At 74.2% G+C, this 23,946-nt stretch carries 23 protein-coding genes; 18 read left to right on the top strand and 5 right to left on the bottom strand.

The window, feature by feature from the left end:
• Positions 1-4: 4 nt before the first annotated feature.
• From FB457_RS23420 to FB457_RS23375, 10 genes are all read left to right on the top strand, one after another.
• Complete coding sequence (locus FB457_RS23420) at positions 5-1,162, top strand: hypothetical protein (RefSeq protein ID WP_145783144.1); 1,158 nt, start codon at positions 5-7, stop codon at positions 1,160-1,162.
• Positions 1,159-2,475: a TadA family conjugal transfer-associated ATPase gene (locus FB457_RS23415; RefSeq protein WP_047016331.1), complete on the top strand. Its 1,317-nt coding sequence runs from the start codon at positions 1,159-1,161 to the stop codon at positions 2,473-2,475. Before FB457_RS23420 ends, FB457_RS23415 begins: the two co-directional genes overlap by 4 nt.
• Positions 2,476-2,481: 6 nt before the next feature.
• The gene (locus tag FB457_RS23410; RefSeq protein WP_047016330.1) at positions 2,482-3,402 is read left to right on the top strand and encodes a type II secretion system F family protein; all 921 of its coding nucleotides are present in this window, start codon (positions 2,482-2,484) and stop codon (positions 3,400-3,402) included.
• Positions 3,402-4,346 carry a type II secretion system F family protein gene (locus tag FB457_RS23405; RefSeq protein ID WP_145783141.1) on the top strand — a complete coding sequence of 315 codons (945 nt, stop codon included), beginning with the start codon at positions 3,402-3,404 and terminating at the stop codon, positions 4,344-4,346. Before FB457_RS23410 ends, FB457_RS23405 begins: the two co-directional genes overlap by 1 nt.
• A gap of 38 nt (positions 4,347-4,384) precedes the next feature.
• Positions 4,385-4,633 carry a hypothetical protein gene (locus FB457_RS23400; RefSeq protein ID WP_027770593.1) on the top strand — a complete coding sequence of 83 codons (249 nt, stop codon included), beginning with the start codon at positions 4,385-4,387 and terminating at the stop codon, positions 4,631-4,633.
• A 155-nt stretch (positions 4,634-4,788) separates the two neighbouring features.
• A complete protein-coding gene (locus FB457_RS23395) occupies positions 4,789-5,166 on the top strand; it encodes a TadE family protein (protein WP_047016328.1) in 378 nt (125 codons plus the stop codon).
• 115 nt (positions 5,167-5,281) lie between these two features.
• Positions 5,282-5,677, top strand: coding sequence for a TadE family protein (locus FB457_RS23390; RefSeq protein WP_047020013.1), 396 nt, complete (start codon positions 5,282-5,284; stop codon positions 5,675-5,677).
• Complete coding sequence (locus tag FB457_RS23385) at positions 5,674-6,168, top strand: Tad domain-containing protein (RefSeq protein ID WP_047016327.1); 495 nt, start codon at positions 5,674-5,676, stop codon at positions 6,166-6,168. The genes FB457_RS23390 and FB457_RS23385 overlap by 4 nt, the downstream gene beginning before the upstream one ends.
• Before the next feature lie 200 nt (positions 6,169-6,368).
• Positions 6,369-6,737: an SH3 domain-containing protein gene (locus FB457_RS23380; protein ID WP_047016326.1), complete on the top strand. Its 369-nt coding sequence runs from the start codon at positions 6,369-6,371 to the stop codon at positions 6,735-6,737.
• A gap of 336 nt (positions 6,738-7,073) precedes the next feature.
• Positions 7,074-10,118 (top strand): BTAD domain-containing putative transcriptional regulator, encoded by a 3,045-nt coding sequence (locus FB457_RS23375; RefSeq protein ID WP_145783139.1) that lies wholly within the window; start codon positions 7,074-7,076, stop codon positions 10,116-10,118.
• 294 nt (positions 10,119-10,412) lie between these two features.
• On the opposite strand, the gene FB457_RS23370 is transcribed toward FB457_RS23375, so the two are convergent.
• A complete protein-coding gene (locus FB457_RS23370; protein ID WP_145783137.1) occupies positions 10,413-11,105 on the bottom strand; it encodes a bifunctional DNA primase/polymerase in 693 nt (230 codons plus the stop codon).
• Positions 11,106-11,298: 193 nt separating this feature from the next.
• Here FB457_RS23370 and FB457_RS23365 point away from each other — a divergent pair, with 193 nt between their 5' ends.
• From FB457_RS23365 to purU, 4 genes are all read left to right on the top strand, one after another.
• Positions 11,299-12,825 carry an NsdA family TPR-like regulatory protein gene (locus tag FB457_RS23365; RefSeq protein ID WP_186462036.1) on the top strand — a complete coding sequence of 509 codons (1,527 nt, stop codon included), beginning with the start codon at positions 11,299-11,301 and terminating at the stop codon, positions 12,823-12,825.
• A gap of 39 nt (positions 12,826-12,864) precedes the next feature.
• Entirely contained in the window at positions 12,865-14,415 is a 1,551-nt protein-coding gene (locus FB457_RS23360) for a hypothetical protein (protein ID WP_145783135.1), read from the top strand.
• 89 nt (positions 14,416-14,504) lie between these two features.
• A complete protein-coding gene (locus FB457_RS23355) occupies positions 14,505-14,942 on the top strand; it encodes an SCO4402 family protein (RefSeq protein WP_240662199.1) in 438 nt (145 codons plus the stop codon).
• Between the two features lie 21 nt (positions 14,943-14,963).
• Entirely contained in the window at positions 14,964-15,812 is an 849-nt protein-coding gene (gene purU / locus FB457_RS23350) for a formyltetrahydrofolate deformylase (protein WP_047016320.1), read from the top strand.
• 19 nt (positions 15,813-15,831) lie between these two features.
• Here the strand turns inward: purU and FB457_RS23345 are convergent, their stop codons facing one another.
• Together FB457_RS23345 and FB457_RS23340 are read right to left on the bottom strand one after the other, a co-directional pair.
• Positions 15,832-17,013, bottom strand: coding sequence for a zf-HC2 domain-containing protein (locus FB457_RS23345; RefSeq protein WP_047016319.1), 1,182 nt, complete (start codon positions 17,011-17,013; stop codon positions 15,832-15,834).
• Positions 17,010-17,585, bottom strand: coding sequence for a sigma-70 family RNA polymerase sigma factor (locus FB457_RS23340; RefSeq protein WP_145783133.1), 576 nt, complete (start codon positions 17,583-17,585; stop codon positions 17,010-17,012). The genes FB457_RS23345 and FB457_RS23340 overlap by 4 nt, the downstream gene beginning before the upstream one ends.
• Positions 17,586-17,903: 318 nt before the next feature.
• Between FB457_RS23340 and FB457_RS23335 the strand changes: the two genes are divergently transcribed.
• The gene (locus FB457_RS23335) at positions 17,904-18,311 is read left to right on the top strand and encodes an STAS domain-containing protein (RefSeq protein ID WP_047016317.1); all 408 of its coding nucleotides are present in this window, start codon (positions 17,904-17,906) and stop codon (positions 18,309-18,311) included.
• Positions 18,312-18,329: 18 nt separating this feature from the next.
• Here the strand turns inward: FB457_RS23335 and FB457_RS23330 are convergent, their stop codons facing one another.
• The gene (locus FB457_RS23330; RefSeq protein WP_486589114.1) at positions 18,330-18,731 is read right to left on the bottom strand and encodes a hypothetical protein; all 402 of its coding nucleotides are present in this window, start codon (positions 18,729-18,731) and stop codon (positions 18,330-18,332) included.
• A gap of 647 nt (positions 18,732-19,378) precedes the next feature.
• Between FB457_RS23330 and FB457_RS23320 the strand changes: the two genes are divergently transcribed.
• Positions 19,379-19,879, top strand: coding sequence for an ATP-binding protein (locus FB457_RS23320; protein WP_047016316.1), 501 nt, complete (start codon positions 19,379-19,381; stop codon positions 19,877-19,879).
• A gap of 298 nt (positions 19,880-20,177) precedes the next feature.
• The gene (locus FB457_RS23315) at positions 20,178-21,029 is read left to right on the top strand and encodes an NAD(P)H-dependent oxidoreductase (protein WP_145783131.1); all 852 of its coding nucleotides are present in this window, start codon (positions 20,178-20,180) and stop codon (positions 21,027-21,029) included.
• Positions 21,030-21,154: 125 nt separating this feature from the next.
• Here the strand turns inward: FB457_RS23315 and FB457_RS23310 are convergent, their stop codons facing one another.
• Positions 21,155-22,201 carry a GlxA family transcriptional regulator gene (locus tag FB457_RS23310; protein ID WP_164492533.1) on the bottom strand — a complete coding sequence of 349 codons (1,047 nt, stop codon included), beginning with the start codon at positions 22,199-22,201 and terminating at the stop codon, positions 21,155-21,157.
• 231 nt (positions 22,202-22,432) lie between these two features.
• On the opposite strand from FB457_RS23310, the gene FB457_RS23305 reads away from it, so the two are divergent.
• Complete coding sequence (locus tag FB457_RS23305; RefSeq protein ID WP_145783253.1) at positions 22,433-23,704, top strand: MFS transporter; 1,272 nt, start codon at positions 22,433-22,435, stop codon at positions 23,702-23,704.
• The last annotated feature ends 242 nt before the right edge of the window (positions 23,705-23,946 follow it).

Raw genomic sequence — 23,946 nt, 5'->3', positions numbered from 1 at the left:
CACCATGGCGCTGATCGCAGTCGCGGCCGACAAGGGCGCGCCCGGTGTGACGACGACCGCCGTCGCGCTGGCCGCCGTCTGGCCCCGGCGTGCGCTGCTCGCCGAGGCGGACCCGGCGGGCGGCGACCTCGTCTACCGTTCGGTCGGGCAGAACGGCAACTCACTCGACCCGAACACCGGCATGCTGTCGCTGGCCGCCACCGCCCGCCGCGGGATCGCCGCGGAGCAGTTGTGGGACCACGCGCAGCCGATGTCCGGCGGGCTCGACGTCATCGTCGGCCTCGGCAACTCCGACCAGTCCGCCGGGCTCACCCGGCTCTGGCCCACGCTGGGCGGCGCGTTCGCCGCGCTCGCCGAGTCGCCGCACGGCGGCGCGGACGTGATCGCGGACTGCGGCCGCGTCGGCGTGGAGTCCGGCACCCTGGAGCTGTTCTCGCACGCCTCGCTGGTGCTGCTGGTGGCCCGCGCGCTGCCCGAGCAGATCGCGCGGGTACGGGACCGGGCGTCGTCCCTCTCCGCCAGGCTGCACGGCACGCAGCGCGGCGCCGCCGCGCTGGGCACGCCGCTGATCGGCGTGCTGCTGGTCACCGAGCCGTCCGGCGCCGCGAAAGTCGCCGCGCAGGTGAACGACATGCTCACGGCGTCTCAGTCGGGCGCCCGCGTGCTCGGAGTGATCGCGGACGACGTCGCGGGCGCCGAGCAGTTGGCGGGCCGGCGGCGCGGGCGTGCGGAGAAGTCGATGCTCGTGCGGTCCATCCGCAAGGTCGCCAGCGATCTGCATCAGCACTTCGGCAGCTCGCTGCTGGCCGAGCCGGCGTCGGCGGGGGCCCCTCAGGCGCCGTACGGCGGCGGGGCCCCGCAGGCACCGTACGGCGGCGCCGCGGGCCAGGGCGCCCCGCAGCAGCCCGGCCACGCGGCCCCGCAGCACGCCCAGCAGCCTCACACCCAGCAGCCCCAGGCCCCGGACCAGCAGGGCCGGCCCGCCGCGCCCGGCGCCCCCGCCGCGCCCGCGGCCCCCGGTCAGCCCGGAGCGCCCGGCCAGCCGGCCCAGCCCGGCCGGCCCGCCGCCCCCGGCCAGCACCCCGCCTACGGCGCCCCCGGCGCCACCCCCGGCCAGGGCCCCGCGCAGGGCCCCGGCCCCCGCCATGGAGCCGCCCGATGAGCAGCGGACCCGCAGTAGACCACGGCCTCGTCAAACGCTTCCGCCAGGAAGCCGGCGACCGCATCGCCCGGCAGCGCCACGAGGACCAGCTCGCCCACGTCACCCCCATGTCCGCCGAGGACGAGCGGCACTTCGCCCGCGCCGTCATCGCGCAGATCCTGGAGGACTACGCCCGCTCCGAGATCAACTACGGCCGCACGCCCCTCGACGCCGAGACGGAGGAGGCGTACGCCGCGGCCGTGCACGCCGCCCTCTTCGGCGTCGGCCGGCTGCAGCCGCTGCTGGACGACCCCGAGGTCGAGAACATCGACATCAACGGCTTCGACCACGTCTTCGTGGGCTATGCCGACGGCCGCGAGGCCAAGGTCGACCCGGTGGCCGAGAGCGACGAGGAACTCGTCGAGCTGATCCAGATCCTCGGCGCCTACTCCGGCCTCTCCTCCCGCCCCTTCGACTCCGCCAACCCGCAGCTCGACCTGCGCCTGCCCGACGGCTCCCGGCTCTCCGCGGTCATGGACGTCACCCGCCGCCCGGCGCTGTCCATCCGCCGCGCCCGCCTCGGCAAGGTCTTCCTGCCCGACCTCATCGGCAACGCGACGATCACCGCGGAGCTGGGCTCCTTCCTCACCTGCGCGGTGCGGGCCCGTAAGAACATCATGATCGCCGGCGCCACCAACGCCGGGAAGACGACGCTGCTGCGCGCGCTGGCCAACGAGATCCCCGCCCCCGAGCGCCTGATCACCGTGGAGCGCGCGCTGGAGCTGGGTCTGGACCAGTTCCCCGAACTGCACCCCAACGTGGTCGCGTTCGAGGAGCGGCTGCCGAACTCCGAGGGCCACGGCGCCATCACGATGGCCGAGCTGGTCCGCAGGTCGCTGCGCATGAACCCGTCCCGCGTCATCGTCGGCGAGGTGCTCGGCGACGAGATCGTCACCATGCTCAACGCGATGTCGCAGGGCAACGACGGCTCGCTGTCCACGATCCACGCCAACAGTTCCTCCGAGGTGTTCAACCGCATCTCGACGTACGCCCTCCAGGCCAGCGAGCGGCTGCCGGTGGAGGCCAGCCAGATGCTGGTCGCCGGCGCCATCGACTTCGTCGTCTTCATCGAGCGGCGCAACCTCTACCACCAGGGCGGCGGCCTCCAGCGCATGGTCACCTCGGTGCGCGAGGTCAACGGCGTGGACGGCCGCGTGATGTCGTCCGAGGTCTTCAAGGAGGGCCCGGACGGCCTGCTGCACCCGCACGCGCCGATCCACTGCATCGACGAGCTGATTCCGTTCGGTTACCAGCCCAGCGGGGATTGGAGGTAGCGGCAGATGAACGGATCCATCTTCTCCGCCACCATGGGCTACGGGCTGCTCGCCGGCGCGGTGATCGGCGGCGGCATCGCGCTGCTCATCGTCGCGCTCCGCGGACTGCCGGCGAAGCCGGAGCACGAGAAGGAGCAGCAGGGCGAACGGGCCGCGGAGCTGGTCCGGTTCGCCAGCCAGCGGGCGACGCTCGCGGCGGTCGCCGGGCTGCTCGTGCTGCTGCTGACCCGCTGGCCGGTCGCCGGTCTGGCGACGGGCGTGCTGGTGGCGTTCTGGGACAAGCTCTTCGGCGGCGCGGCGGCCGAGCGGACGGCGATGAAGCGGGTCGAGGCGCTGGCCCAGTGGACGGAGTCGCTGCGCGACACGATCGCCGGCGCCGTCGGCCTGGAGCAGGCCATACCGGCGTCCGCCAGGGCCGCGGCGCCCGCGCTGCGGCCGCATCTGGACGCGATGGTCGACCGGTTGCGGTCCCGTACGCCGCTGCCGGACGCCCTTCAGCATCTCGCCGACGACCTCGACGACGCCTCCGCGGACCTGATCATCGCCGCCCTGATCCTCAACGCCCGGCTGCGCGGCCCCGGTCTGCGCGAGGTGCTGGGCGCGCTGGCGAAGTCGGCGCGCGAGGAGGTCGACATGCGCCAGCGCGTGATGGCGCAGCGCGCCTCGACGCGGCGCAGCGTGCAGATCGTCGTCAGCGTCTCGGTGGCGTTCGTGCTCGGCCTGTCGGTCTTCAACCGAGGCTTCGTCGAGCCGTACGGCTCGCCGGTCGGCCAGGCGGTCCTGGCCTGCGTCTGCGGGCTCTTCGCGGCCGGCTTCTGGTGGCTGCGCAAGCTGTCGACGATCGAGACGCCGGAGCGCTTCCTGGCCGGCGCGAAGCAGCAGCCGCAGCAGGTCGCCTTCGTCCGGCCGCGTGAGGAGGTCTCCTGATGGAGTTCCAGGGTGCGGACACGCTGACGTACTCCGTCGTCATCGGCGCGGTGATGGGCCTGGGCATCTACCTGCTCGTACGGGCCATCGCGCCCGGCCGCCGCGGCGCGGTCGCGACGGTCGCCCGGGTCGACGCGCTGCGCGCCCGCGGCTCGGGCCGGACGGTGACCTCCTCACCGCAGCAGCAGGAGGAGGGGCGCTTCGGCGGCCTGCGCGCGCAGGTCGGGGAGCGGGCCGCGGAGTTCTATCTGCGGCAGGGCTGGGAGCAGCGTTCGCTCCGCTCCGACCTGGCGGTGCTCGACCGCTCCTGGGAGAGCTTCCTGGCCACGAAGGTGCTGCTCTCCGCGGTGGGGCTGGTCTTCGGCCCCGGCGTGTACGCGCTGATCTCGGTGGCCGGCTTCGGCCTGAACCCCGTCATCCCGGTCTGGCTCGCGCTGGTCGCCGCGCTGCTCTTCTTCCTCCTGCCCGACCTGGAGGTACGCAGGGACGCCGCCGACAAGCGCAAGGACCTGCGCCGCGTGGTCGGCGCGTACCTGGACCTGGTGGCGATGAACCTCGCGGGCGGGCGCGGCCTGCCCGAGGCCCTGATGGCCGCGGCCGACATCAGCGACGGCTGGGCCCTGCGCAGGGTGCGCAACGCACTTGCCGACGCCCGCATCACCGGCACCAGCCAGTGGCAGGCGCTGGGCAATCTCGGCGACGTGCTGGGGATCGAAGAGCTGAAGGACCTGTCGGCGTCGCTGGCGCTGGTCTCCGACGACGGCGCGAAGGTGCGCGAGTCGCTGGCGGCCAGGGCGGAGACCATGAGGCACCGCGAGCTTGCCGAAATCGAGGGGGCGGCAGGCGAGAAGTCGCAGTCCATGCTCGTCGCACAACTACTGCTGTGCGCCGGGTTCCTGGTCTTCCTGGTCTATCCCGCGGCCATCCGCGTGTTGCAGGTCTGAGTCATCCCCCCACTACGCAGAGAGGACGTAACGACGTCATGAAGAACCGCTTCACCAGCACCGGACACCCGGCCATCGACTTTTTGGTCACCTTCCTGCGCGGTCGCGTGGAGCGCGCCCGCTCGGGCGAACTGGACCGCGGCGCCTCCGCCGTGGAGTGGGTGATCATCTCCGCCATCGTGGTCGCGATCGTCAGCGCGGTCGCGGTCATCATCAACCAGGCGCTGTCCGACGGCGCGAACGACGTCAAGGACTGCATCAGCAACGCCGGCGCAGACGGCTGCTGAGCCGCGGGCTGACGGGCGGGCTGACGATCATGGCGACAACGGCACAGGCACCGGCGTGGCTGCGGCGCAGGCTAGACGCCTGCCGCGGCGACGGCGGCGGCGGTGACACGGGGCCGGGGAGCGGGCGGCACGGCGCAAGCGGAGGCGACCGCGGCATGTCCGCAGTCGAGTTCGTGCTGCTCACCCCGGTGCTGTACTTCATGATCTTCGCCACCGTGCAGTTCGGGCTGTACTTCTTCGCGGACCACGTCGCGCAGGCGACCGCGCAGCACGGGGCGCGCGAGGCGCGCAGGACGGCCGAATCGAACCCGGGCGGCTGGCAGGGCCTGGCCCAGCAGGCGGCGCGGGAGCGGCTGAACACGGTCGGCCCGAAGCTGCTCACCAGCCCGGACATCCGGGTGTACGAGGCCGCGGACGACCGGGTCGGGGTGGCGGTGGAGGGCGGCGTGGTCAACGTCTTCCCGTTCATCGACCTCACGGCGCGGGCGGAGTCGGAGGGGCCGATCGAGCGGTTCGTACCGGATCTGGGATGACGACAGGGGACGGGGACGCATGGCTGTGAGCGCGGCGGGCAGGGCGCGCGGCGACCGGGGGGAGCAGGGGGCCCGGGAGCCGGGGGAGCGCCGGGACCTCGGGTCCGACCGGGGGGTGACGACCATCGAGGTGGTGATCCTCGCCCCGGTGATGTTCCTGTTCATCCTCGTCCTCGTCGCCTTCGGCCAGTTGGTCGACGGCCGCGGCGGGGTCGACGGCGCGGCGCGCGACGCGGTACGGGCCGCCTCCCTGCAGCGCACCGTGGGCGAGGCGCAGCGGGCCGCGCAGCGGGCGGCGGAGTCGCAGTTGGAGGGCGACGTGTGCACGGGCCCGGTCGACGTGGACCTGTCGGGGGACTTCTCCCCGCCGGAGCCGGGCGCCGCCAGCAACATCATCACCGTGGAGGTGACCTGCGAGGTGAAGGGCCTGGGGATGCTGGGCCTGGACATCGACCCGCGGATGACGGGCTCGTCGTCCGCGCCGCTCGACCCGTACCGGAGGGCGGCATGACGCGGGTGCGGGTGGCGGCCGCGCGGCTGCGCGCGGGCCTGGCCGGGCGGGTGCGGATGCTGGACGACCGGGGTTCCGGCGCGGGAGCGGTCATCATCTTCGCGTTCCTGTTCATGGCGCTGGCGGCGTTCGTGGTCGACGGCGGGCTGGCGATCTCGCAGCGCGAGCGCGCGGCGGACATCGCGGAGCAGGCGGCGCGGTACGCGGCGCAGGACACGGACAAGGAAGCGCTGTACGAGGGCCAGACGGACCTGGAGGCGCCGATCCGGTTCGAGAACTGCGACAGCCGGGTGCAGGAGTTCATGTCGCACGTGACGGTCCACAACGGCGACGTCGAGGCCGCGACGTGTACGAGCGCGGCGGCCGACCACGTCGAGGTCGAGATCGTCCTCAGTTACCGCCCGCTGCTGACGGGCCTGGCCCTCAGCGGCCCCCTGGAGGCCACCGGCAGGGCCCGCGCCGAGCCCCGCACCGAGGTCGGCGAGCCCTGAGCGGGCCCGTCCGGAGCGGGGGAGACACCCGGCCGGCGGCGGTGCCCCCGCGGGGGATGTGGGCCGTACGCGGGAGGCGGTCCTGCCAATCGGGGGAAATGGGCCTTCTTCGGCGAGCTAAACCCCAGACATCGGTCAGATAGTCATACAAACCGGACCGAGGCGACCGCCTCACTCCGATCGACCGTCAAGGGGCATCTGTGCTGAAGAGAAAGAAGACCGCCGTCGCGCTCGCCACGGGAGCCATGGCGCTGGGGCTGCTGGGCGCGGCCCCGGTGGCGGCCACCACGACGACGGGCCACGCGCCCGCCATGAAGACCTGGGAAGACGACTGGAGGGCCTCGCAGCGCGGCGTGGTGATCGCCAAGCCCGGCGTCCTGATCCGCTCGCAGCCCACCACCGCCTCGCACGAGAAGGGGTTCATCCCCCGCGGTGAGATCGTCTGGATCGACTGCAAGGTCGAGGGCCAGGACGTGTTCGGCAACTCCCTCTGGTACAAGATCGGCTCCCACAACGGCTTCATCGCCGCGCGCTGGGTGAAGAACGTGGACCACATCCCGTTCTGCTGACCGCCCGCGGGCGCGCTGCCCGTACCGCAGGCCGCCGGTGCCGCCCCGCCGCACGCGGGGCGGCACCGGCGGCCTCGCCGTGCGCGGGCCGCGGCGGGACGGAGGCTCGGGGGCGGACCGCGGGCGGCCGAGGGTGGCACGGTGCCGTACGCTGCAAGGCCGCGGTGACGAGGTCGTGACGATGCAGTCACCTGTCTGGGCTCGACCCCCAAATCGGCCTTCGGTAACGTCAGGTGGGCAAGTACGGGGACGCCGCCCAGCGGCCGGCGCGCGCAGCGCGCGCACGAGGGGGGCTGCGGTCCGCGCCGCGCTTACCGGGAGGGCTCAGGACCAGCGATGGCACGCAGCAGCGCGAACAGGACTCCGGTACCGGTACGCATCCGGCGCAGGACCTTCGGCGACGTCGTCAGGGCGTTCTTCGCCTTTCTCGCGCTCGTCGTCCTCGTCGTCGGCGTGCCGGGCGCGCTCGCCTACTTCATCGGCTGGCCGCTGCCCGACTCCGCCCCCTCCCTCAGCATGCTCAACGAGGACATCACCGCCGACGTCTTCCTGAAGGTCTTCGCGGTCGTCGTCTGGCTGGCCTGGGCCCAGTTCGCCGCCTGCGTGCTCGTCGAGGCCAAGGCCGCCGTCTCCGGGATGGGCATGCCCGGCCGGGTGCCGGGCTCCGGCGCCAGCCAGGCGCTCGCCCGCCAGCTCGTCGCCGCCGTGCTGCTGCTCACCGCCGGCGCCGCCAGCTTCGCGCCCGGACTCTCCCAGCTCGGCCAGGAACTCGACCAGCACAAGCCGCCGCCGGTCGCCGCCGCCCAGCAGACCCCGGGCCAGCAGGTCGACACCGCCAGGCCCGCCGTGGACGTCGAGACCCCGCGCGGCCAGGGCACCGGCGGCGAGGTGCAGAAGGACACCCGCGAACAGGCCGAGCGGGACACGAAGTTCTACCGCATCCAGCCGCCCGAGGGCCGCCACCACGACTCGCTCTGGGAGATCGCGGAACGGCACCTCGGCGACGGCCGCCGCTACGGCGAGATCTACCAGCTCAACAAGGACCGCATCCAGCCCGACGGCTCCAAGCTCAGCCAGGCCAGCCTCATCCGCCCCGGCTGGATCATGGAGATGCCCGCCGACGCGCACGGCGGCGACCTGGTCGAGATGCCCGACGAGCGCAACGAGGTGTCCAAGTCCGAGGCCGAGCAGATCAGCGAGTACGACAAGTCCAGCCCCACCCTCGACGAGCGCGGCCCGGGCGGCGACGACCGGCAGGCGACCTCCGGCCGCGGTGAGCGCCTCGTGCCCGACACCCCCGCCGTCGACCGCGACTCCGGCGACCGCGGCGGCGAGCAGTCGGTCCAGCAGATCCCGACCCGCGAGAGCGACGGCGGCGACGCCGGCTCGGACCGCGGCGACCAGGCGGTCCCCGAGGTGCAGAGCGACGGCGGCGGCATCGGTCTGCCCGAGGTGCTCATCGCCGCGCCGCTGCTCGCCGCCGGCGTGCTCGGCGCGCTGAGCCGGCGGCGCCGGCAGGCGCTGTGGCAGGCGGCGTTCCAGTCCGGCGGCGCGGGCCGTACGGGCGCGGAGCCCACCGGGCGCGCCGCGCTCGCCCGCGACGCGCTGCTGGTGGGCGCCGACCCCGGCGGCGTACGGTTCCTCGACCGCGCGCTGCGCGGGCTGTCCGCCTCGCTCACCGAGGCCGCCCGCCCGCTGCCCACGATCTACGCGGCCTGGCTGACCGACGCCGACCTGTACCTGCAACTGGCGGGCGTGGCCGGCGAGCCGCCCGCCCCGTGGCGTACCGGGCAGGACCAGACGTTCTGGCGCATCGACCGCGCCGACATCGAGAGCTACCCGCAGCCCGACGAGGCCGACGACGCGGCGGCCCCGTACCCGGGCCTCGCCAGCCTCGGCACCCGCGAGGAAGCCCGGCTGCTGCTCAACCTGGAGGCCGTCCCCGGCATCGCCGCCGTCAAGGGCGCGCCCGCGGACCGGCTCGCGGTGCTGTCGTCGATCGCCGCGGAGCTGGCCACGAACGGGTGGTCGGACCGGATGTCGGTGACCGTCGTCGGCTTCGGCGAGCGGCTGACGGAGCTGGCGCCGACGCGCGTGCGCTACCTGGAGGACGTGCCGGCGCTCATCGAGGTCATGGAGGCCGAGTCCGCGCAGCGCGCCAACGCGCTGGGCAACGCCGGCCACGACAGCGTGCTCACCGGTCGCGCCGGGCAGGCGGGCCGGACCCAGTGGGCGCCGCACCTCGTCATCGTCGCCACCGAGCCCACCGCCGCCGAGGCCGACCGGCTCGCGCACCTCGCGGGCGGCTCCTCGCGCCTGGGCATCGGCTACCTCGTCGGTACGGGCCAGGAGGAACTGGCCGGCGCGTCCTGGGAGTTCGAGATCACCCGCGACGGCCGGCTGCGCGCCCCGCTGCTGGGCCTGGAGCTGGCCGCGCAGCGGCTGCCGCAGGAGCAGCACGAGGCGCTGGTCGAGCTCTTCTCGCAGGTGGAGGTCGAGGGGGCGGCGACAAGCGGCACGGAAGGGCGCGGGATCTCGGTCACGCGCGCGGCGGGCGAGGTCGGCTTCACCGTGGACCTGTCGGAGCAGGGGCGGCCCGCGGTGTACGCGCGGCTGCTCGGTTCGTACGAGATCATGGGCCTGGCCGAGCCGGACGGCGAGCGCAGCCCGCTGCTGCGGGAGGCGCTGGCGCTGCTGCTGTTCCACCGCGAGGGCGTGCACCCGCAGGTGCTCGCGGCGGCGCTGTGGCCGCGTGGTGTGACGGACGACGTGCGCGACGCCTTCGTGGAGCGGCTGGTCACCTGGCTGGGCCGGGACCCCTCGGGCGCGGCGCGGCTCGCGCCGGACGCGGACGGGCGCCTCGCGCTGTCCACGTCGGTCGTCTCCGACTGGGACGTGCTGCGCACGCTGCACCTCGAAGCGACCGACCCCACGCGGCAGTCGAGCCCGCAGACGCGCGAGCGGCTGCTGAACGACGCGCTGGCGCTGGCCGCGGGCCCGCTGCTCGCGGACCGGCCGCAGGGCCGGTACGGCTGGCTGGCGAACGAGATCGTGGAGGCCCAGCTCCCGCTGCTCGTCGCCGACGCGGGCCTGGCGCTTTCCGCGCTGCGCCGCGAGTCGGGGCAGGCGGACGGCGCGGTGGCGGCGGTGCAGGCGGCGCTGGTCGTCGCCCCGGCGGACGAGCGCCTGTGGAACGAACTCCTCCGCGCGGTCCACGCCACCGGAGAGACCCACCGCCTGGAGGCGACCGCCTCCGACCTCCTGGACCGCTCCGCGGCCCTCCACGGCGCCCGCGGCCTGCCGCCCCGCACGGAAGCCCTTCTGGACGAACTCCTCCCGGGCTGGCGCACCCAGGCCGGCTCCGCGGGGGCGGCTAGCTGACTGCCCGCCGCCCGCGGCGGACCGAGGGCGGTCAGGAGCGCGGACGAGGTACGGAAGCCCGCCCGGCCGGCGCTTCCGCTCCGGCGCCCCCTGCTCTCTCTCGCCCCGGCGCGTACGGTCGGCAGGCCGGCCGCGGCGGCGGGCTGCGGTACGCGGCCGTGCGCTGCCCCGCGCTTGCGCCGCCGGGAGTTCCGCCTCCGTCGTCGGCCGTGCGGCCTCCGCGAGGGATGCCTGAAGCCCTCTGAACCGCGGCCCCCGCTTTGGCGCCCCCTGCTCTCCCCTCGCCCCGGCGCACTACGCGCCCCGCGCTCCTACGCGCTCGCGGCCGCAGGCGTACGCCAGCGTGCTGATCAACTCCGCCACGTCCGGCAGGTACGCGTTCGACACCGTCGGCCGCCGGATCCACTGCACGGGACCGCTCGTCGCGAACCGCGTCGGCGGGGCCGCCGCCCAGTCGCCCTCGGCGCGTACCGCCAGGTCAAGGGCCACCGACGAGGCGTAACCCAGCTCGTGCAGGCCGTCGATCACCTTCGGGGTGGCGCCCGGGAGGACGAAGAAGTACATCCGCCGGTCCGGCGTCGCCGCCACCGGGCCCAGCTCCGTGCGCCCCCGCTCCAGCCGGGCCAGCGCCAGGCAGCCCGCGCTCTCCGCCACGTCCACCACGTCGAACGCCCGCCCGGTGGGCAGCAGCACGGCCGCCCGCGGGTGCTTCGACCACATGCGGCGCAGGGTGGTGGCGCTGGCCGTTGCGGCTGCCTTCCAGTCGCGCCGCGTGGGGTGCGCGCCCGGCGCGTGGCACGCCGTGTCGCCGCAGGAGCACCGCGGTGCGCCGGCCCCGTCGTCGGTCTCCATCCATGTGCCCGGCACGACGTCCCAGTGCCGGTCCTCCGCGTACTGCAGCGCTGCGGACAGCAGTTCTTCGCTCTGCTCGCGCGGGTTCTCTTGTCGGGGTACGTGCGTCGCCTCTGCTCCCGGGGTCTCCTTCACGGACGGCTCAACTCCGGCCGTGAGCAGGGGTTACGGGCCCTCGGAGGGTTCTCCCGAAGCAACGTTACGGCAGCGGGGCGCACGGATGCGCGGGGAGGGAGCATGGCGTTTTCCGGTTATTTCGCGGGAAATGATCGTCCTGTCGGTTCTGCCAGGAACCGGCCGCGCACGGCCCCCTGAGGGAGGACTACCCATGGCCGCCAGGCCAATCGAGGCACGCACGCCGAACGTACGACTTCAGGTGGTGATCGAAGAGGCAGGCTGCTCCAACGCGGGGCTGGCCCGCCGCGTCAACATGTGCGGCCGCGAACACGGCCTCGACCTGCGCTACGACAAGACCTCCGTGGCCCGCTGGCTGCGCGGTCAGCGCCCCCGCGGGCAGGCGCCCGCGATGATCGCCGAGGCGCTGGGCCGCAAGCTCGGCCGCGCGGTCACCCTGGACGAGGTCGGCATGGCCGACTCCCGGCACTCCGGCACCGCCCTGGGGCTCATCTACGCCCCGACCGTCACCGCCGCCATTGAGCAGGTCTGCGAGCTGTGGCGGGCCGACGTGGGCCGGCGCGAGGTGCTGACCCGCGCGACCCCGGTGGCCTCCGCGCTCGTCGAGCCCAGCCGCGACTGGCTGATCAGCGCGCCGGGCCCGCCGCTGGCCCGTACCTCGGGCAGGGCCGTGACCCGTACCGACGTGATCGCCGTACGGGAGACCACCGCCACCCTCGCCACCCTCGACCGCCGGTACGGCAGCGGCCACTACCGGCCGGTGACGGTGCACTACCTCAACTCCGTCGTCTCCGGCCTGCTCGCCGGCCGCTACGAGGACGCGCTGGGCCGCGAACTCCTCGCCGCCGCCGCCCGGATGACCGAGCTGGCCGGCGGCATGGCCGCCGACACCGGCCTGCCGGGCGTCGCCCAGCGCTACTACGTCCAGGCCCTGCGCCTCGCCGACGCCGCGGGCGACCGCGCCTTCGGCGGCTACGTCCTGGCCGCCGGCATGAGCCGGCTGGCCGCGTCGCTGGGCAACCACCGGGAGGTGGTGCAGTTGGCCCGTACCGCCCGCGAGGGCACCCGCGACCGCGTGCCGCCGCGCGCCGAGGCGCTCTTCAGCGCCGCCGAGGCGCGCGGCGCGGCGGGGCTGGGCGACGAGGCGGCGTTCCGGGAGGCGGCGGGACGGGCGCGGGCCGCGATGGAGCAGGCGGAGTCGGGCGGAACCCGCGCGCCGGGCGCGGCGGGCGACGCCGGTGCGGCGAGCGGAGCGCCGGGTGCCGTGAGCGGGACCGGAGCGACGGGCGCGGCCGGCGTGCGGGATCCCGCACGCGAGCCGGCGCGCGGGCGCGAACCCGCCTGGCTGGCGCGCTTCGGCCGCCCCGCCCTCGCCTACGAACTGGCCTGCGCCCTCCTCGAACTCGGCCGCTACGAGGCCGCGCAGCGGTGCGCGGAGGAGGCGCTCGCCGGGCTCCCGGAGTCCTCCGCGCGGCTGCGCTGCCTGGCGCTCGCCGCGCTGGCCCGGGCGCAGTGCGGGCGTCGGGAGCCCGCGCAGGCGTGCCGTACGGGCGCGCGGGCACTGCGGCTGCTCGACGGGCTGGCCTCCGGCAGGGCGGCGGCCGAACTGGCCCGGCTGGCGCGGAGCCTGGAGCCGTACGAGGCCGAGCCGGCGGTGCGGGAGTTCACCGCCCGGTGCCATGGGCTGGGCTCTTGGCTCACCGCAGCACCGAGCAGGTAGTGTCCGGACGGTCAGAGTCCGTACCCATGAGGAGTCCCGTTGACCCACGACGGACACGGCAGCGAGGAGCGCGCGGGAGCGGTGCCCCCCGCGTCGGACGGCGCCGGGCCGCCCCCGGGCGGCGAGCCGTGGTGGGCCCAGGACCCGTCCCCGGCCGCGGCAGCCGCCGAGAGCGAGGACGAGTCGACGCAGCAGATACGGCACCTCGGCAACCGTCCGGAGCGCCCGCGGCCGCCTGGCGCCCCGTCGGCCGGCGGGCAGCCCTGGCCGCTCCCGGCCTCCCCGGGGACGGCGGGCGCGCCGGGCGCCCCCGCGGGCCCCGGCGCCCTCGGCGGCCCGGAGGCCGCCGCCGCCACGGGCCACCCCGGCGCCGCGCCCCAGCCGCTGTACGGCGGCCCCCCGCAGCAGCCTCCCACCGGACCGCCGCCGGGCGCCGCGGACGACGCGGCCGCGACGCAGCTCATACCCCCCATCGCCGCCGCACCGCAGCAGAGACCCGGGGACGACTCCGACGCCACCCAGCTCATCCCCTCACTCCCGGGGCCGTACGAGGACCCACGGCCCGGCGCCTACGACCCGCCCGCCGCCGAGCCGCCCCCGCAGCCCGGCGCCCCGCCCGCGCAGCCCCCGGGCCGGCCGCCGTTCGCGCCGCCGGCCTTCGACGAGGACTCCCCGCGCTCGCGCCGCCACGCGGCACCGGTGCACACGCAGTTCGAGGGCCTGTTCCGCGACGGCCCCGGCGGCCCCGGCGGCGACCCCGGCGCCACGCAGCGGCTCCCCCCGGTCCGCCCCGGCGCCGCCCCCGCGGGCGGCCCCCAGCCCCCGTACGGTGCCCAGCAGCCCGGCGCCCACCCCGCGGGTCCGCCCCCCGGCCCGTACGGCAACGGCGGGCCCGGCGGCCCCGGCGGCCCGTACTACGACGATGACGACGACCGCCGCGGCGGCATCCCCCGCTGGGCCGCCATCGCCATCGGCACCGCCGCCTGCGCCGCCGTCGGCATCACCGCGGGCTGGCTCCTCAGCAGCGGCGACGGCGACGGCGACTCCGCCGGCGGCGCCACCCCGAGCGCCAGCGCCGACCAGGACCCGGGCGGCGAGGACGACGGCGGGAAGGACGACGGCGGTGAGAAGCCGGTCAAGGACGACCCCGCCAAGGCGCAGGCCGAGGAGCTGGACGCGCTGCTCGCCGAGAGCAACGACAGCCGCGACGCCGTGATCAGCTCGGTCGCGAACATCCGCGAGTGCAAGGCGCTCGGCAAGGCCGCCAAGGACCTGCGCGACGCGGCGGGCCAGCGCCGCGACCTCGTCGCCCGGCTCTCGGACCTGAGCGTCGACAAGCTCCCCTCGCACGAGGACCTGACGCGCTCGCTCACCGACGCCTGGAACGCCAGCGCCTCCGCCGACGACCACTACGCCGCCTGGGCCGACGCCGCCAAGCGCGGCAAGGGATGCGGCGGCGGCGGGAACCACCTGTCGGCGGGCAACAGCGCCAGCGGCGAGGCCACCGCCGCCAAGGAGGAGGCGGCCGGGCTCTGGAACCCGATCGCCGACAAGTACGGCCTCACCCAGCGCCAGGCGACGCAACTGTGAGCCCTGCGAACGGCACCGGGAAGGACGCCGGCGGTCCCGTAGGTGAAAGGGCTTCACGCCGCGACCGCCGTTACTCCACCATGGTGCCCATGCCCATCAACGACATGCCGTGGTGGCGCTGGCGCGCCAATGTGCGCTCCGCGCTGCACATGCTCTCCGACCCGGATTTCCAGCGGGAGTACTGGGCGGCGGGGACGGCGGGGTACGGGGACGTCACCGACGCCGTCTACCGCCTCGTCGAGGACACCTGGCTGGACAACTGGTCGGCGGAGAAGTACGTCGGGACGATCTTCCGCGACTCCCGCGAGGCCGCGCTCGTCGACGTCGCCGTACTCCGCGTGCTGCGCATCATGCACCAGGTCGGCGCGGACTCGCCGGTCTCCGCGTACATGGAGAACCACGCGTGGCCCGAGGCCGTGCGCGCGGCGCGCGAGGCGCACGTGCGGCTCGCGGAGAACGACGGTGACGACCCGGACGCCCCGCCGCGCTCCCTCGAAGTGCTGGCGATCATGACGGGCGCCGCCTGACGGGTGTGGGATCGTAGGCCCATGAGCGAGTACGTACTGACGCTGTCCTGCCCGGACAAAAAGGGCATCGTGCATGCAGTCTCCAGTTATCTCTTCATGACGGACTGCAACATCGAGGACAGCCAGCAGTACGGCGACCCCACCACCGGCCTGTTCTTCATGCGGGTGCACTTCTCCGCCGAGCCGCAGGCGAACGTCGACAAGCTGCGGGCCAGCTTCGCGGCAGTGGCGGAGTCGTGGGCGATGGACTGGCAGATCCACGAGCAGGGCGCGAAGATGCGGGTGCTGCTCATGGTCAGCAAGTTCGGGCACTGCCTGAACGACCTGCTGTTCCGCGCCCGCATCGGCGCGCTGCCGGTGGAGATCGCGGCCGTGGTCTCCAACCACACCGACTTCGGGGAGCTGGTGGGCTCCTACGGCATCCCCTTCCACCACGTGCCGGTCACCAAGGACACCAAGGCGGAGGCGGAGCAGAAGCTGCTGGAGCTGGTCCGGGCCGAGGATGTCGAGCTGGTGGTGCTCGCGCGCTACATGCAGGTGATCTCCGACGACCTGTGCAAGCAGTTGGAGGGGCGGATCATCAACATCCACCACTCCTTCCTGCCGAGCTTCAAGGGCGCGAAGCCGTACCACCAGGCGCACGCGCGCGGGGTGAAGCTGATCGGCGCCACCGCGCACTACGTGACGGCGGACCTGGACGAGGGCCCGATCATCGAGCAGGAGGTCGAGCGGGTCGGGCACGAGGTGACGCCGGAGCAGTTGGTGGCGGTCGGCCGGGACGTGGAGTGCCAGGCCCTGGCGCGGGCGGTGAAGTGGCACAGCGAGCACAGGGTGCTGCTGAACGGCACGCGCACGGTGGTCTTCGCGTAGTCCCCTCCTGCCGCGACAGCTACAGCCGCGACAGCGATGCCGTCGCGTACAGGAAGTCCTCCACCGCCTCGCGCTCCCCGTCGCTCCCCACCGCCGCCTCCGCGGGCGACACGTGCCCCGCCGCCAGCCGGCAGAACTCCAGGCCCTCCAGCGCCACATGGGCCACCGCCCGCTCAGGACCCGCGACCGCCGCCGGCGAGTCCAGCGGGAGGTACCAGTTCCCGCCGCCCTTGCCCTCGATCTCCAGGTGCAGCGTGCGCCCCGGCGTCCCCGCGGCCACCAGCGTCCGCGGCGGCGCCGCGCGCCCCGAGCGGCGCCGGTCGGCCAGCGTCTGCGGCAGCAGCCGCGCCGCCAGGTCGATCATGGGGTGCATGTGCTCGGGCGTCGGCGGCACGTACGGGTAGTCCACGGCCTCCGCGATGTCCCAGGCGTGCATCCAGCACTCGAAGGCCCGGTCCAGGAAGGCGTCGCGCAGCGGCAGCGCCGCCCCGCCGCCGTACGGGACCTGCACGTCGGCGACGCCGCTGCCGGCGAATCCCGCGGTCCGTATCAGTGTGTACGTCTGGTCCCGCCACTCGCTGCGCATCTTGCTCGCGTGCTTGCGCCGGAACTCCCGGGCGAGCGACTGCTGTTCCGCGTACGACGAGCCGGCCACCCGCCACAGCGCCTCGGTGCGCTCGGCGGGGGAGGCGACCGTGCGCGGGTGGGTACCGGCGGCGGGCGCGTCCGCGGCGAGCGGGTCGGGGAGGCCGAGCGCAAGCGCCAGCAGCCCGTCCACGGCCAGGAGATGGCCGATGACACCGGCCACCGACGTCTCGCGGACCGCGGGGCGGTCGTCGTCGTACCAGGCGAGCTGGACCGGAGCGCCCCAGTCCGCTTCGTTCATGTCCGCCAGCAGCGCGTCGAGCCGGGCCGCCTCGGCGTCGTACGGGACGGACCAGCCCGGCATCGGGATCCCCGGCATCCGCCGCGTCAGGCACAGCTCCAGCACCCGGCTGCGCAGCGCGGGATCCATGTCGAGGTTGTCGTGCGGGTGCAGGAGGCGTACGGCATCCCGCAGCCGGAGCGCTTCGTCCGCGCAGGGCGCGCAGTCGGTCAAGTGCGCCTCGACGGCGGCGGTCTCCTCGGGTGCGCAGGCCGCCAGCGCCCACGCGCCGAGCAGGGACTTCAGCCGGCCGTGGTCGTAGGGGCCCGTGATCATGAAGGCCGCCCGGCCTCGGTGTGCGCGGTGGCGAGCATCTGCAGCCCGAGGCGCAGCCGGCGGCGGGCCTCGTCGGGCGAGACGCCGAGTTCCTCGGCAGTCTGGCGGTAGTCGCGGCGCTTGAAGTACGCCAACTCCAGCGCGGCGCGCTGCGGTTCCGGCATGGACGTGACGATGTAGTCGGCGCGGGCGGCGGCGGAGACGGCGCGGATGCGCTCCTCGCTGTCCTCGATCTCCCCGGCCGCACCCGCCTGGATCACCGCCCAGCGCAGCCGCCGTACGGCGTGCTTGTGTGCAAGACCCGCCAGGAAGGAGCGCAGTTGGCCGCGCTTCGGGTCGTACGCGTCCGGGTGCTGCCAGACGTACGAGAACACCTCGGCCAGCACGCCGTTCGCCTCCTCCTCGTTCTCCAGCACGCGCTGCGCGAGGCCGTAGACGAGGGGCGCGAAGCGGTCGTACAGCTCGCTCAGCGCCGCGGCCTCGCCGCGCGCGAGCCGCTGCTGCATCTTGCGGTTCCAGCGCGGCGGTACGGCGCCCTGTCCGGTGCCGTGCGGTCCGGTGCCGTGCACCATGCGCTCCCCATCCGTCGCCCGCCCCCTGGTTACCGGTGTCAACGAATGTAGCGCCGGAGAGTGGGGGCGCACGCCCCAGGCGCGTTATCTGTCCCGGATGGCGCGCAACAGAAGGCAACGAATTGCCAACGGTTATCCGGTGCTGACCGGAATGCGGGGGACGTGTGGGGCGATTACGCATAGGGTCGGTGTTTCATCTTGTGTGCTGCGGGCACAGCAGGTGACACGTGCAACACAGCAGATTGCGGATGAACGAATCGGGCAGGCGAGCGGGCACGACAAGCTGACAGGCGACGGAAGGACAGCGACCGGGTGTCTTTGCTGCAGGTGACCACCGACAACCGAGGCGACTGGTACGTCCTGTGGGTCTGCGGTGAGCTGGACCTGGTCACCTCGCCCCGGGTGCGGCAGCGCGTGCACGACGCCGTCGCCGAGGGCCGCCGCCGTCTCGTCCTCGACCTCTCCGCGGTCCGCTTCTGCGACTCCAGTGGCGTCGGCGTGCTCATCGCCGCGCGCCGCTTGCTGAGTTCCTGCGGCGGCGAGTTCCGCCTGATCCTGCCGGCGGACGGCGGGGTGGGCGCGTCCGGGGGCGTCTCGGGGACCGCGGTGTCCGGCGGGGCGCATGTGAACCGGGTGCTGGCGGCGCTGGGCGTACGGCGGCTGTTCGCGGTCTACGCGGACGTGGACGACGCGACGAGCGGCACGGCGGAACCCCTGTCGGCGTAGCCGACGGGGGAGGTGGTCCTACCCGGCATCCTCCGCGGGCTCGCCGCGCGCCTGGAGCCCCGCGACCCACAGCGGCATCAGCCACACCACCACCACCGCGTACACCAGCACCCATACCGCCGGCACCTCCGGCAGGCCGTCCGCGCCCACCGCCTCGGCGAGCACGAACATCCCCGCCGCCACGGCCAGCAGCACCGTCGCCGCCCGGTGCGCCACGGTCCCCGCGCGGTCGCGGTCGGCGAGCTGCCGCTCGTCCAGCATCCGCGTGCGCAGCTCCAGCAGGCCGCGCGTGCCGCCGTTCAGCACACCGGGGGCGATCATCCACAGCGGCAGCAGGGCCGCCAACGGCGCGATGAGCCAGGCGTCGTCGAGGCGGTACAGCAGGGTGAGGCACGCCAGGGTCGCCCCTGTGAGCGCCACGCGCCCCCCGCGGTGGCGCGGCGCCGCCCCGCGGTGGCGAACACCGGGCGCGCGGCGGGGTCGTTCATGATGCGGAACATCGCGCGGTCGTACGTCGTGGCCTGCCGCGCGCCCCCGCGGGGCCGCTCGGCCGTGGGCCGGGTCATCGTGCTCCCCTGTCTGCGCTGTCGTGCTCGCTGTCGTTCCTGTCCGCCTTCCCCGGCCCGTACAGCTCGTCGCTGAGCGGGCGGAACGGCCGGAGGGCGAACGTCGGCGCAAGGGGAAGACCCGGCGATTCGACTACGGAGAGTGCCGAAACTGGGCAGAGCGCCAACACGCATGGGGGAACTCTGTCGTTACGCAACGAAGTCGGCCCCGACTCCACTACCCTTCATCGGGTGCGAGTTGTCATGCGGCGACACGGACCCGCGGCCCGCGAATCGGTGGCCGGGGCGGTGCGGAATTGCCGGACTCGTGCAAGGTCACAGCAGCATGAGTGGTCGACGCCGGACCGGCGTTCGACCGTCGGCCGCGAGCGTCGCACAGTATGCCGCACGCGCACTCTTTCGCGCTGGGATATGCCCGAAGCGCTTGTCGCTGTGACGCTACGTCAATCATCCTGGACGGCAGAGAGATCACGCAGCGTGATCCCGAGGATGGTGTGAGCGGTGCAGACCCTGCAGGTACAGCTCAAGGTGTGGCCCGACCCCGTCGAGGTCGGCCGGGCCAGGCGGTGGACGCGGGCGCGGCTGGCGTGGACCGGGGTGACGGCCGACGAGCCGTACGCCGAGTCGCTGGTGATGCTCGTCTCCGAGCTGGTCACCAACGCCGTCGTGCACACCGACCGCCCCGCCGAGCTCCGCCTCGCCCTCCCCGCGTCGGCCGCGGACTGCGGCCCGTACCGGGTGGAGGTCGTCGACACCTGCGCCGCCCCGCCGCGGCAGCGGCGCGCGTACGAGTACGAGACGCACGGCCGGGGGCTGGAGCTGGTCGACGCCATCGCCGACCGCTGGGGCTGGCAGGCGGAAGGATTCGGCAAGGTCATTTGGTGCGAGATCGACCGCGCCTGCGCCTTCGCCCCGCCGCCGGGGGAGCGCGCAGACGGCGCGGACGGCGCGCTCTTCGCGGGCGCACACGAACACGCACGCGCCGGCACGAACAGCACGTGACACCTCCGGTGCGGAACAGGTGTTGACGAGTCGTACGGGCCTGATCACCCTTGTGGGCAGCGATTCGTCGTGAGGGGACGCCGAGGGTTGCCGGCCGGTCGGACGCCCTTGGCGAAGGCGGGTCGCGCATCCGGCGCAAGTCCCCATCCGCCGATGCCGGGTGGCGGTTCGCCGTGCAGGGCTCGGGGTTGCACGGGCGCGCCGCCACTCGACCCTCTCCCGAGCCTGTGGCGCGATCCTTGCGAATGATGGCGATACGGCTCTCGTCCCCGGCCCGTGGCGGCGCGAAGCTCGAAGCATGAACGTCCTCTGGCTCTTCGCCCACCCGGAACACCGCTCCCTCAACGCCGCACTCCGCGACGACGGCATCCGCGCGCTGCGCGCCGCAGGGCACGAGGTCCGGCAGAGCGATCTGTACGCCATGGGCTTCAAGGCCGTCCTCGACGCCGGCGACTACGCGGGCGGCGACGCGGACCGTCTCCTGGTCGGCGACGCCCAGGAGGACGCCTGGCGCGCGGGGAGGGTGAGTCCCGACATCGCTGCCGAGCACGAGAAGCTGGCGTGGGCGGACGCGCTGGTCGTGCACTTCCCGCTGTGGTGGTTCGGGCCGCCGGCCATCCTCAAGGGGTGGTTCGACCGGGTGCTGGTGCAGGGGCTGGCGTCGAAGGTGAAGGACGCGGCGGGCAGGACGCGGCGGTACGGGGACGGAGGGCTGGCGGGCAGGCGCGCGCTGGTGGTCACGTCGGTCGGCGCGCGCGAGGCGAGCTTCGGCCCGCGGGGCATCCACGGGCACGTCGACGAGGTGCTGTGGCCGCTGCACCACGGCACGTTCTTCTACACGGGGATGGCGCCGCTGCCGCCGTTCGTCGTCTACGGCGCGGACCGGCTGACGCGGGAGGAGTACCCGCGGGTGGCGTCGGGTCTCGCGGAACGGCTGCGGGATCTGTGGACGACCGCGCCGCTGCCGTACCGCCCGGAGCGGGGCGGGGACTACGACGAGGAGCTGACGCTGAGGCCGGAACTGGCGGCGGGCGAAACGGGCTTGACCATCCACCGCAACCAGCCGCCCGACACGCCGCCCCATCCCCCCGCATCCCCCTGCATCCCCCTGCATCCCCCTGCATCCCCCTGCATCCCCACCCCAGGGTAGGCGGCCCCTCTGACAATCCCGCGACGCCGCCGCAGGCGCCCCCGGTCCCCGCCGGGCGGCCTGCCCCGGGCTCCACTCGCTCTTCGGACGCAGCCGGCCGACCGGCGCTAGGCGATCGCCCCGACTCAGGCGACGGCGCCCTCGGACTCCGCGCGGAAGGTGCGGCGGTACGCGCTCGGTGAGACGCCCAGCGCCGCCTGCATGTGCTGCCGCAGCGACGCCGCCGTGCCGAAGCCCGCGTCCGTCGCGATCCGGTCCACCGGCAGGTCCGTGTCCTCCAGCAACTGCCGTGCCCGCTCCACCCGCTGCACCGTCAGCCACTGCCCCGGGCTCATCCCCACCTCGTCCCGGAAGCGCCGCGTGAACGTCCGCACCGACATCGACTCGCACGCCGCCAACTCCCGCAGCGCCAGCGGCTCGTGCAGCCGCGCCAGCGCCCACGCCCGCGCCTTCGCCGTCGTCGACGCCGCCGGCTCCGGCACGGGACGCCGCACGAACTGCGCCTGGCCGCCGTCCCGGTGCGGCGGTACGACCGTGCGCCGCGCCACTTCGTTGGCCACGGCGGAGCCGTGGTCGCGCCGGATCATGTGCAGGCACAGGTCGACCCCGGAGGCCACGCCCGCGGACGTCAGCACGTCGCCGTCGTCCACGTACAGTACGTCGGGGTCGAAGCGCACCTTCGGGAACAGAGCCCGGAACCGGTCCCCCGACGCCCAGTGCGTCGTCGCCGGCCGCCCGTCGAGCAGCCCGGCGGAGGCGAGGACGAACGCCCCGGTGCAGATCGATGCCAGCCGCGTCTCCGGCCGCACGTACGCCAGCGCGCCCGCCAGCTCCGCGGGCAGCCGTCCGCGCGTATACGCCTCGTCTGCCTCGTGCGACGCGGGCACGATCACGGTACGGGCCTGGGCCAGCGCCTCAGGACCGTACCGCACGTTGATCGTCACGTCCGCGTCCGTACGCACCTCACCCGGCGCGACCGTGCAGGTCACGACCTCGTACAGCGGATCCCCCGCCGCACTCCAGGCCCGCCCGAAGAGCCGGTGCACGATCCCCAGCTCGATGGGCAGCATCCCGTGCCGTACGAAGACGGCGACGGGATGCCGCTCCGGATGCCGGAACACGGGCACCGGGACCGCCTCCTGCACCACTGCGGGCCGCTGCACACTTCCCATGGCCCAATCCTGACACACCCCGGCCTCCGGGCCAGAGGCACCGGGGGCCGGGCTCGGGAGGGCATGGCCCGATCCTTGCGCACCTTGACCCTCGGGCCACTCGTTCGGCCGTGGTCCCCGGGCCATCCTCGACAGGTGACGCAGCCATCGACGCCCTCCGCACGAACCGAGACCGGGACCCGGATCAAGACCGAGCCCCGGACCGGGACCGAGCCCACCGCTCCCGCGCCGGTGAAGCCTCCCGCCAAGTGGCGTGTGCACCGTGCCTGGTTCGTCGCGGCGGTGACCTTCGTGACCGTCGTGGCCGCCGCCTCCTTCGTCGCGCTCCCCGGGCTGCTCATCGGCCCCCTGCACGACGAGTTCGGCTGGTCGCGCGGCACCATCGGCCTCGCGGCCTCCGTCAACCTGACGTTGTACGGCGTCACCGCCCCCTTCGCCGCCGCCCTCATGGACCGTTTCGGCATACGCCGCGTGGTCGCGGTCGCGCTCCTGATGATCGCCACCGGCGCCCTGCTCAGCCACTGGATGACCGCGAGCTGGCAACTGATCCTCTACTGGGGCCTGCTCATCGGCCTCGGCACCGGCTCCATGGCCCTCGCCTTCTCCGCCACCGTCACCAACCGCTGGTTCGTCAAGCACAAGGGCCTCGTCACCGGCCTCCTCACCGCCGCCACCGCCTCCGGCCAGCTCGTCTTCCTGCCCCTGCTGTCCTGGGTCGTGGAAACCCACGGCTGGCGGCCGGCGACCGTCACCGTCGCCCTCGTCTCCGCCGCCGCCGTCCCCTTCGTCTGGCTCCTCCTCCGCGACCACCCCGCCGACGTCGGCCTCGCCCCCTACGGCTCCGCCGAGTTCGTCCCCAAGCCCCCGCCCCAGCGCGGCGCGGCGGGCCGAGCCCTGCGCGTCCTGCGCGACGCCTCCCGCAGCGGTACGTTCTGGCTCCTCTGCGGCGCGTTCGCCATCTGCGGCGCGTCCACCAACGGCCTCATCCGCACCCACTTCGTGCCCTCCGCCCACGACCACGGCATGGCCATGACCGCCGCCGCCTCGCTCCTCGCGCTCGTCGGCATCTTCGACATCATCGGCACCATCGCCAGCGGCTGGCTCACCGACCGCTACGACGCCCGCCGGCTGCTCGCCGTCTACTACGGGCTCCGCGGCCTCAGCCTCATGTTCCTGCCGCTGCTTCTCGGCCCCTCGATCCACCCGCCGATGATCTTCTTCATCGTCTTCTACGGCCTCGACTGGGTCGCCACCGTCCCGCCCACCCTCGCGCTCTGCCGCGAGCACTTCGGCGAGGACAGCGCCATCGTCTTCGGCTGGGTCCTCGCCTCCCACCAGATCGGCGCCGCCCTCGTCGCCTGGCTCGGCGGCGTGGCCCGTGACGTCACGGGCTCGTACGACATGGTGTGGCTGGCGTCGGGCGGCCTGTGCGCGCTGGCGGCGATGATGTCGCTGGTGGTGAGGCAAGGACGAAAGGACGCGCCGGCAGGGGCCGCGGCGTAGCGAACTGCCGGGCCGTTGCCTGGCGACTGGCTGCCGTGATCGGCCTGTTCGGGTCGGTCGGCCTGTTCGGGTCGGTCGGCCTGTTCGTAATCCGGCCTACTCGTGCCCTCACGCCCGCCCAAGGGTATGCGGCTGGTCTGACAGCGCGGGGGCGGTGCGGGGGGTAGCGGGGCGGTGCGGTGGGCGTTGGGTGGGTACGTGGTGGTTGTGGGGAGCGGGTGCGGGGGGTCGGTGTCGGGCGG

This window comes from Streptomyces sp. CNZ287, from assembly GCF_007827615.1.
This window is presented reverse-complemented; position numbering and strand designations above follow the sequence as displayed.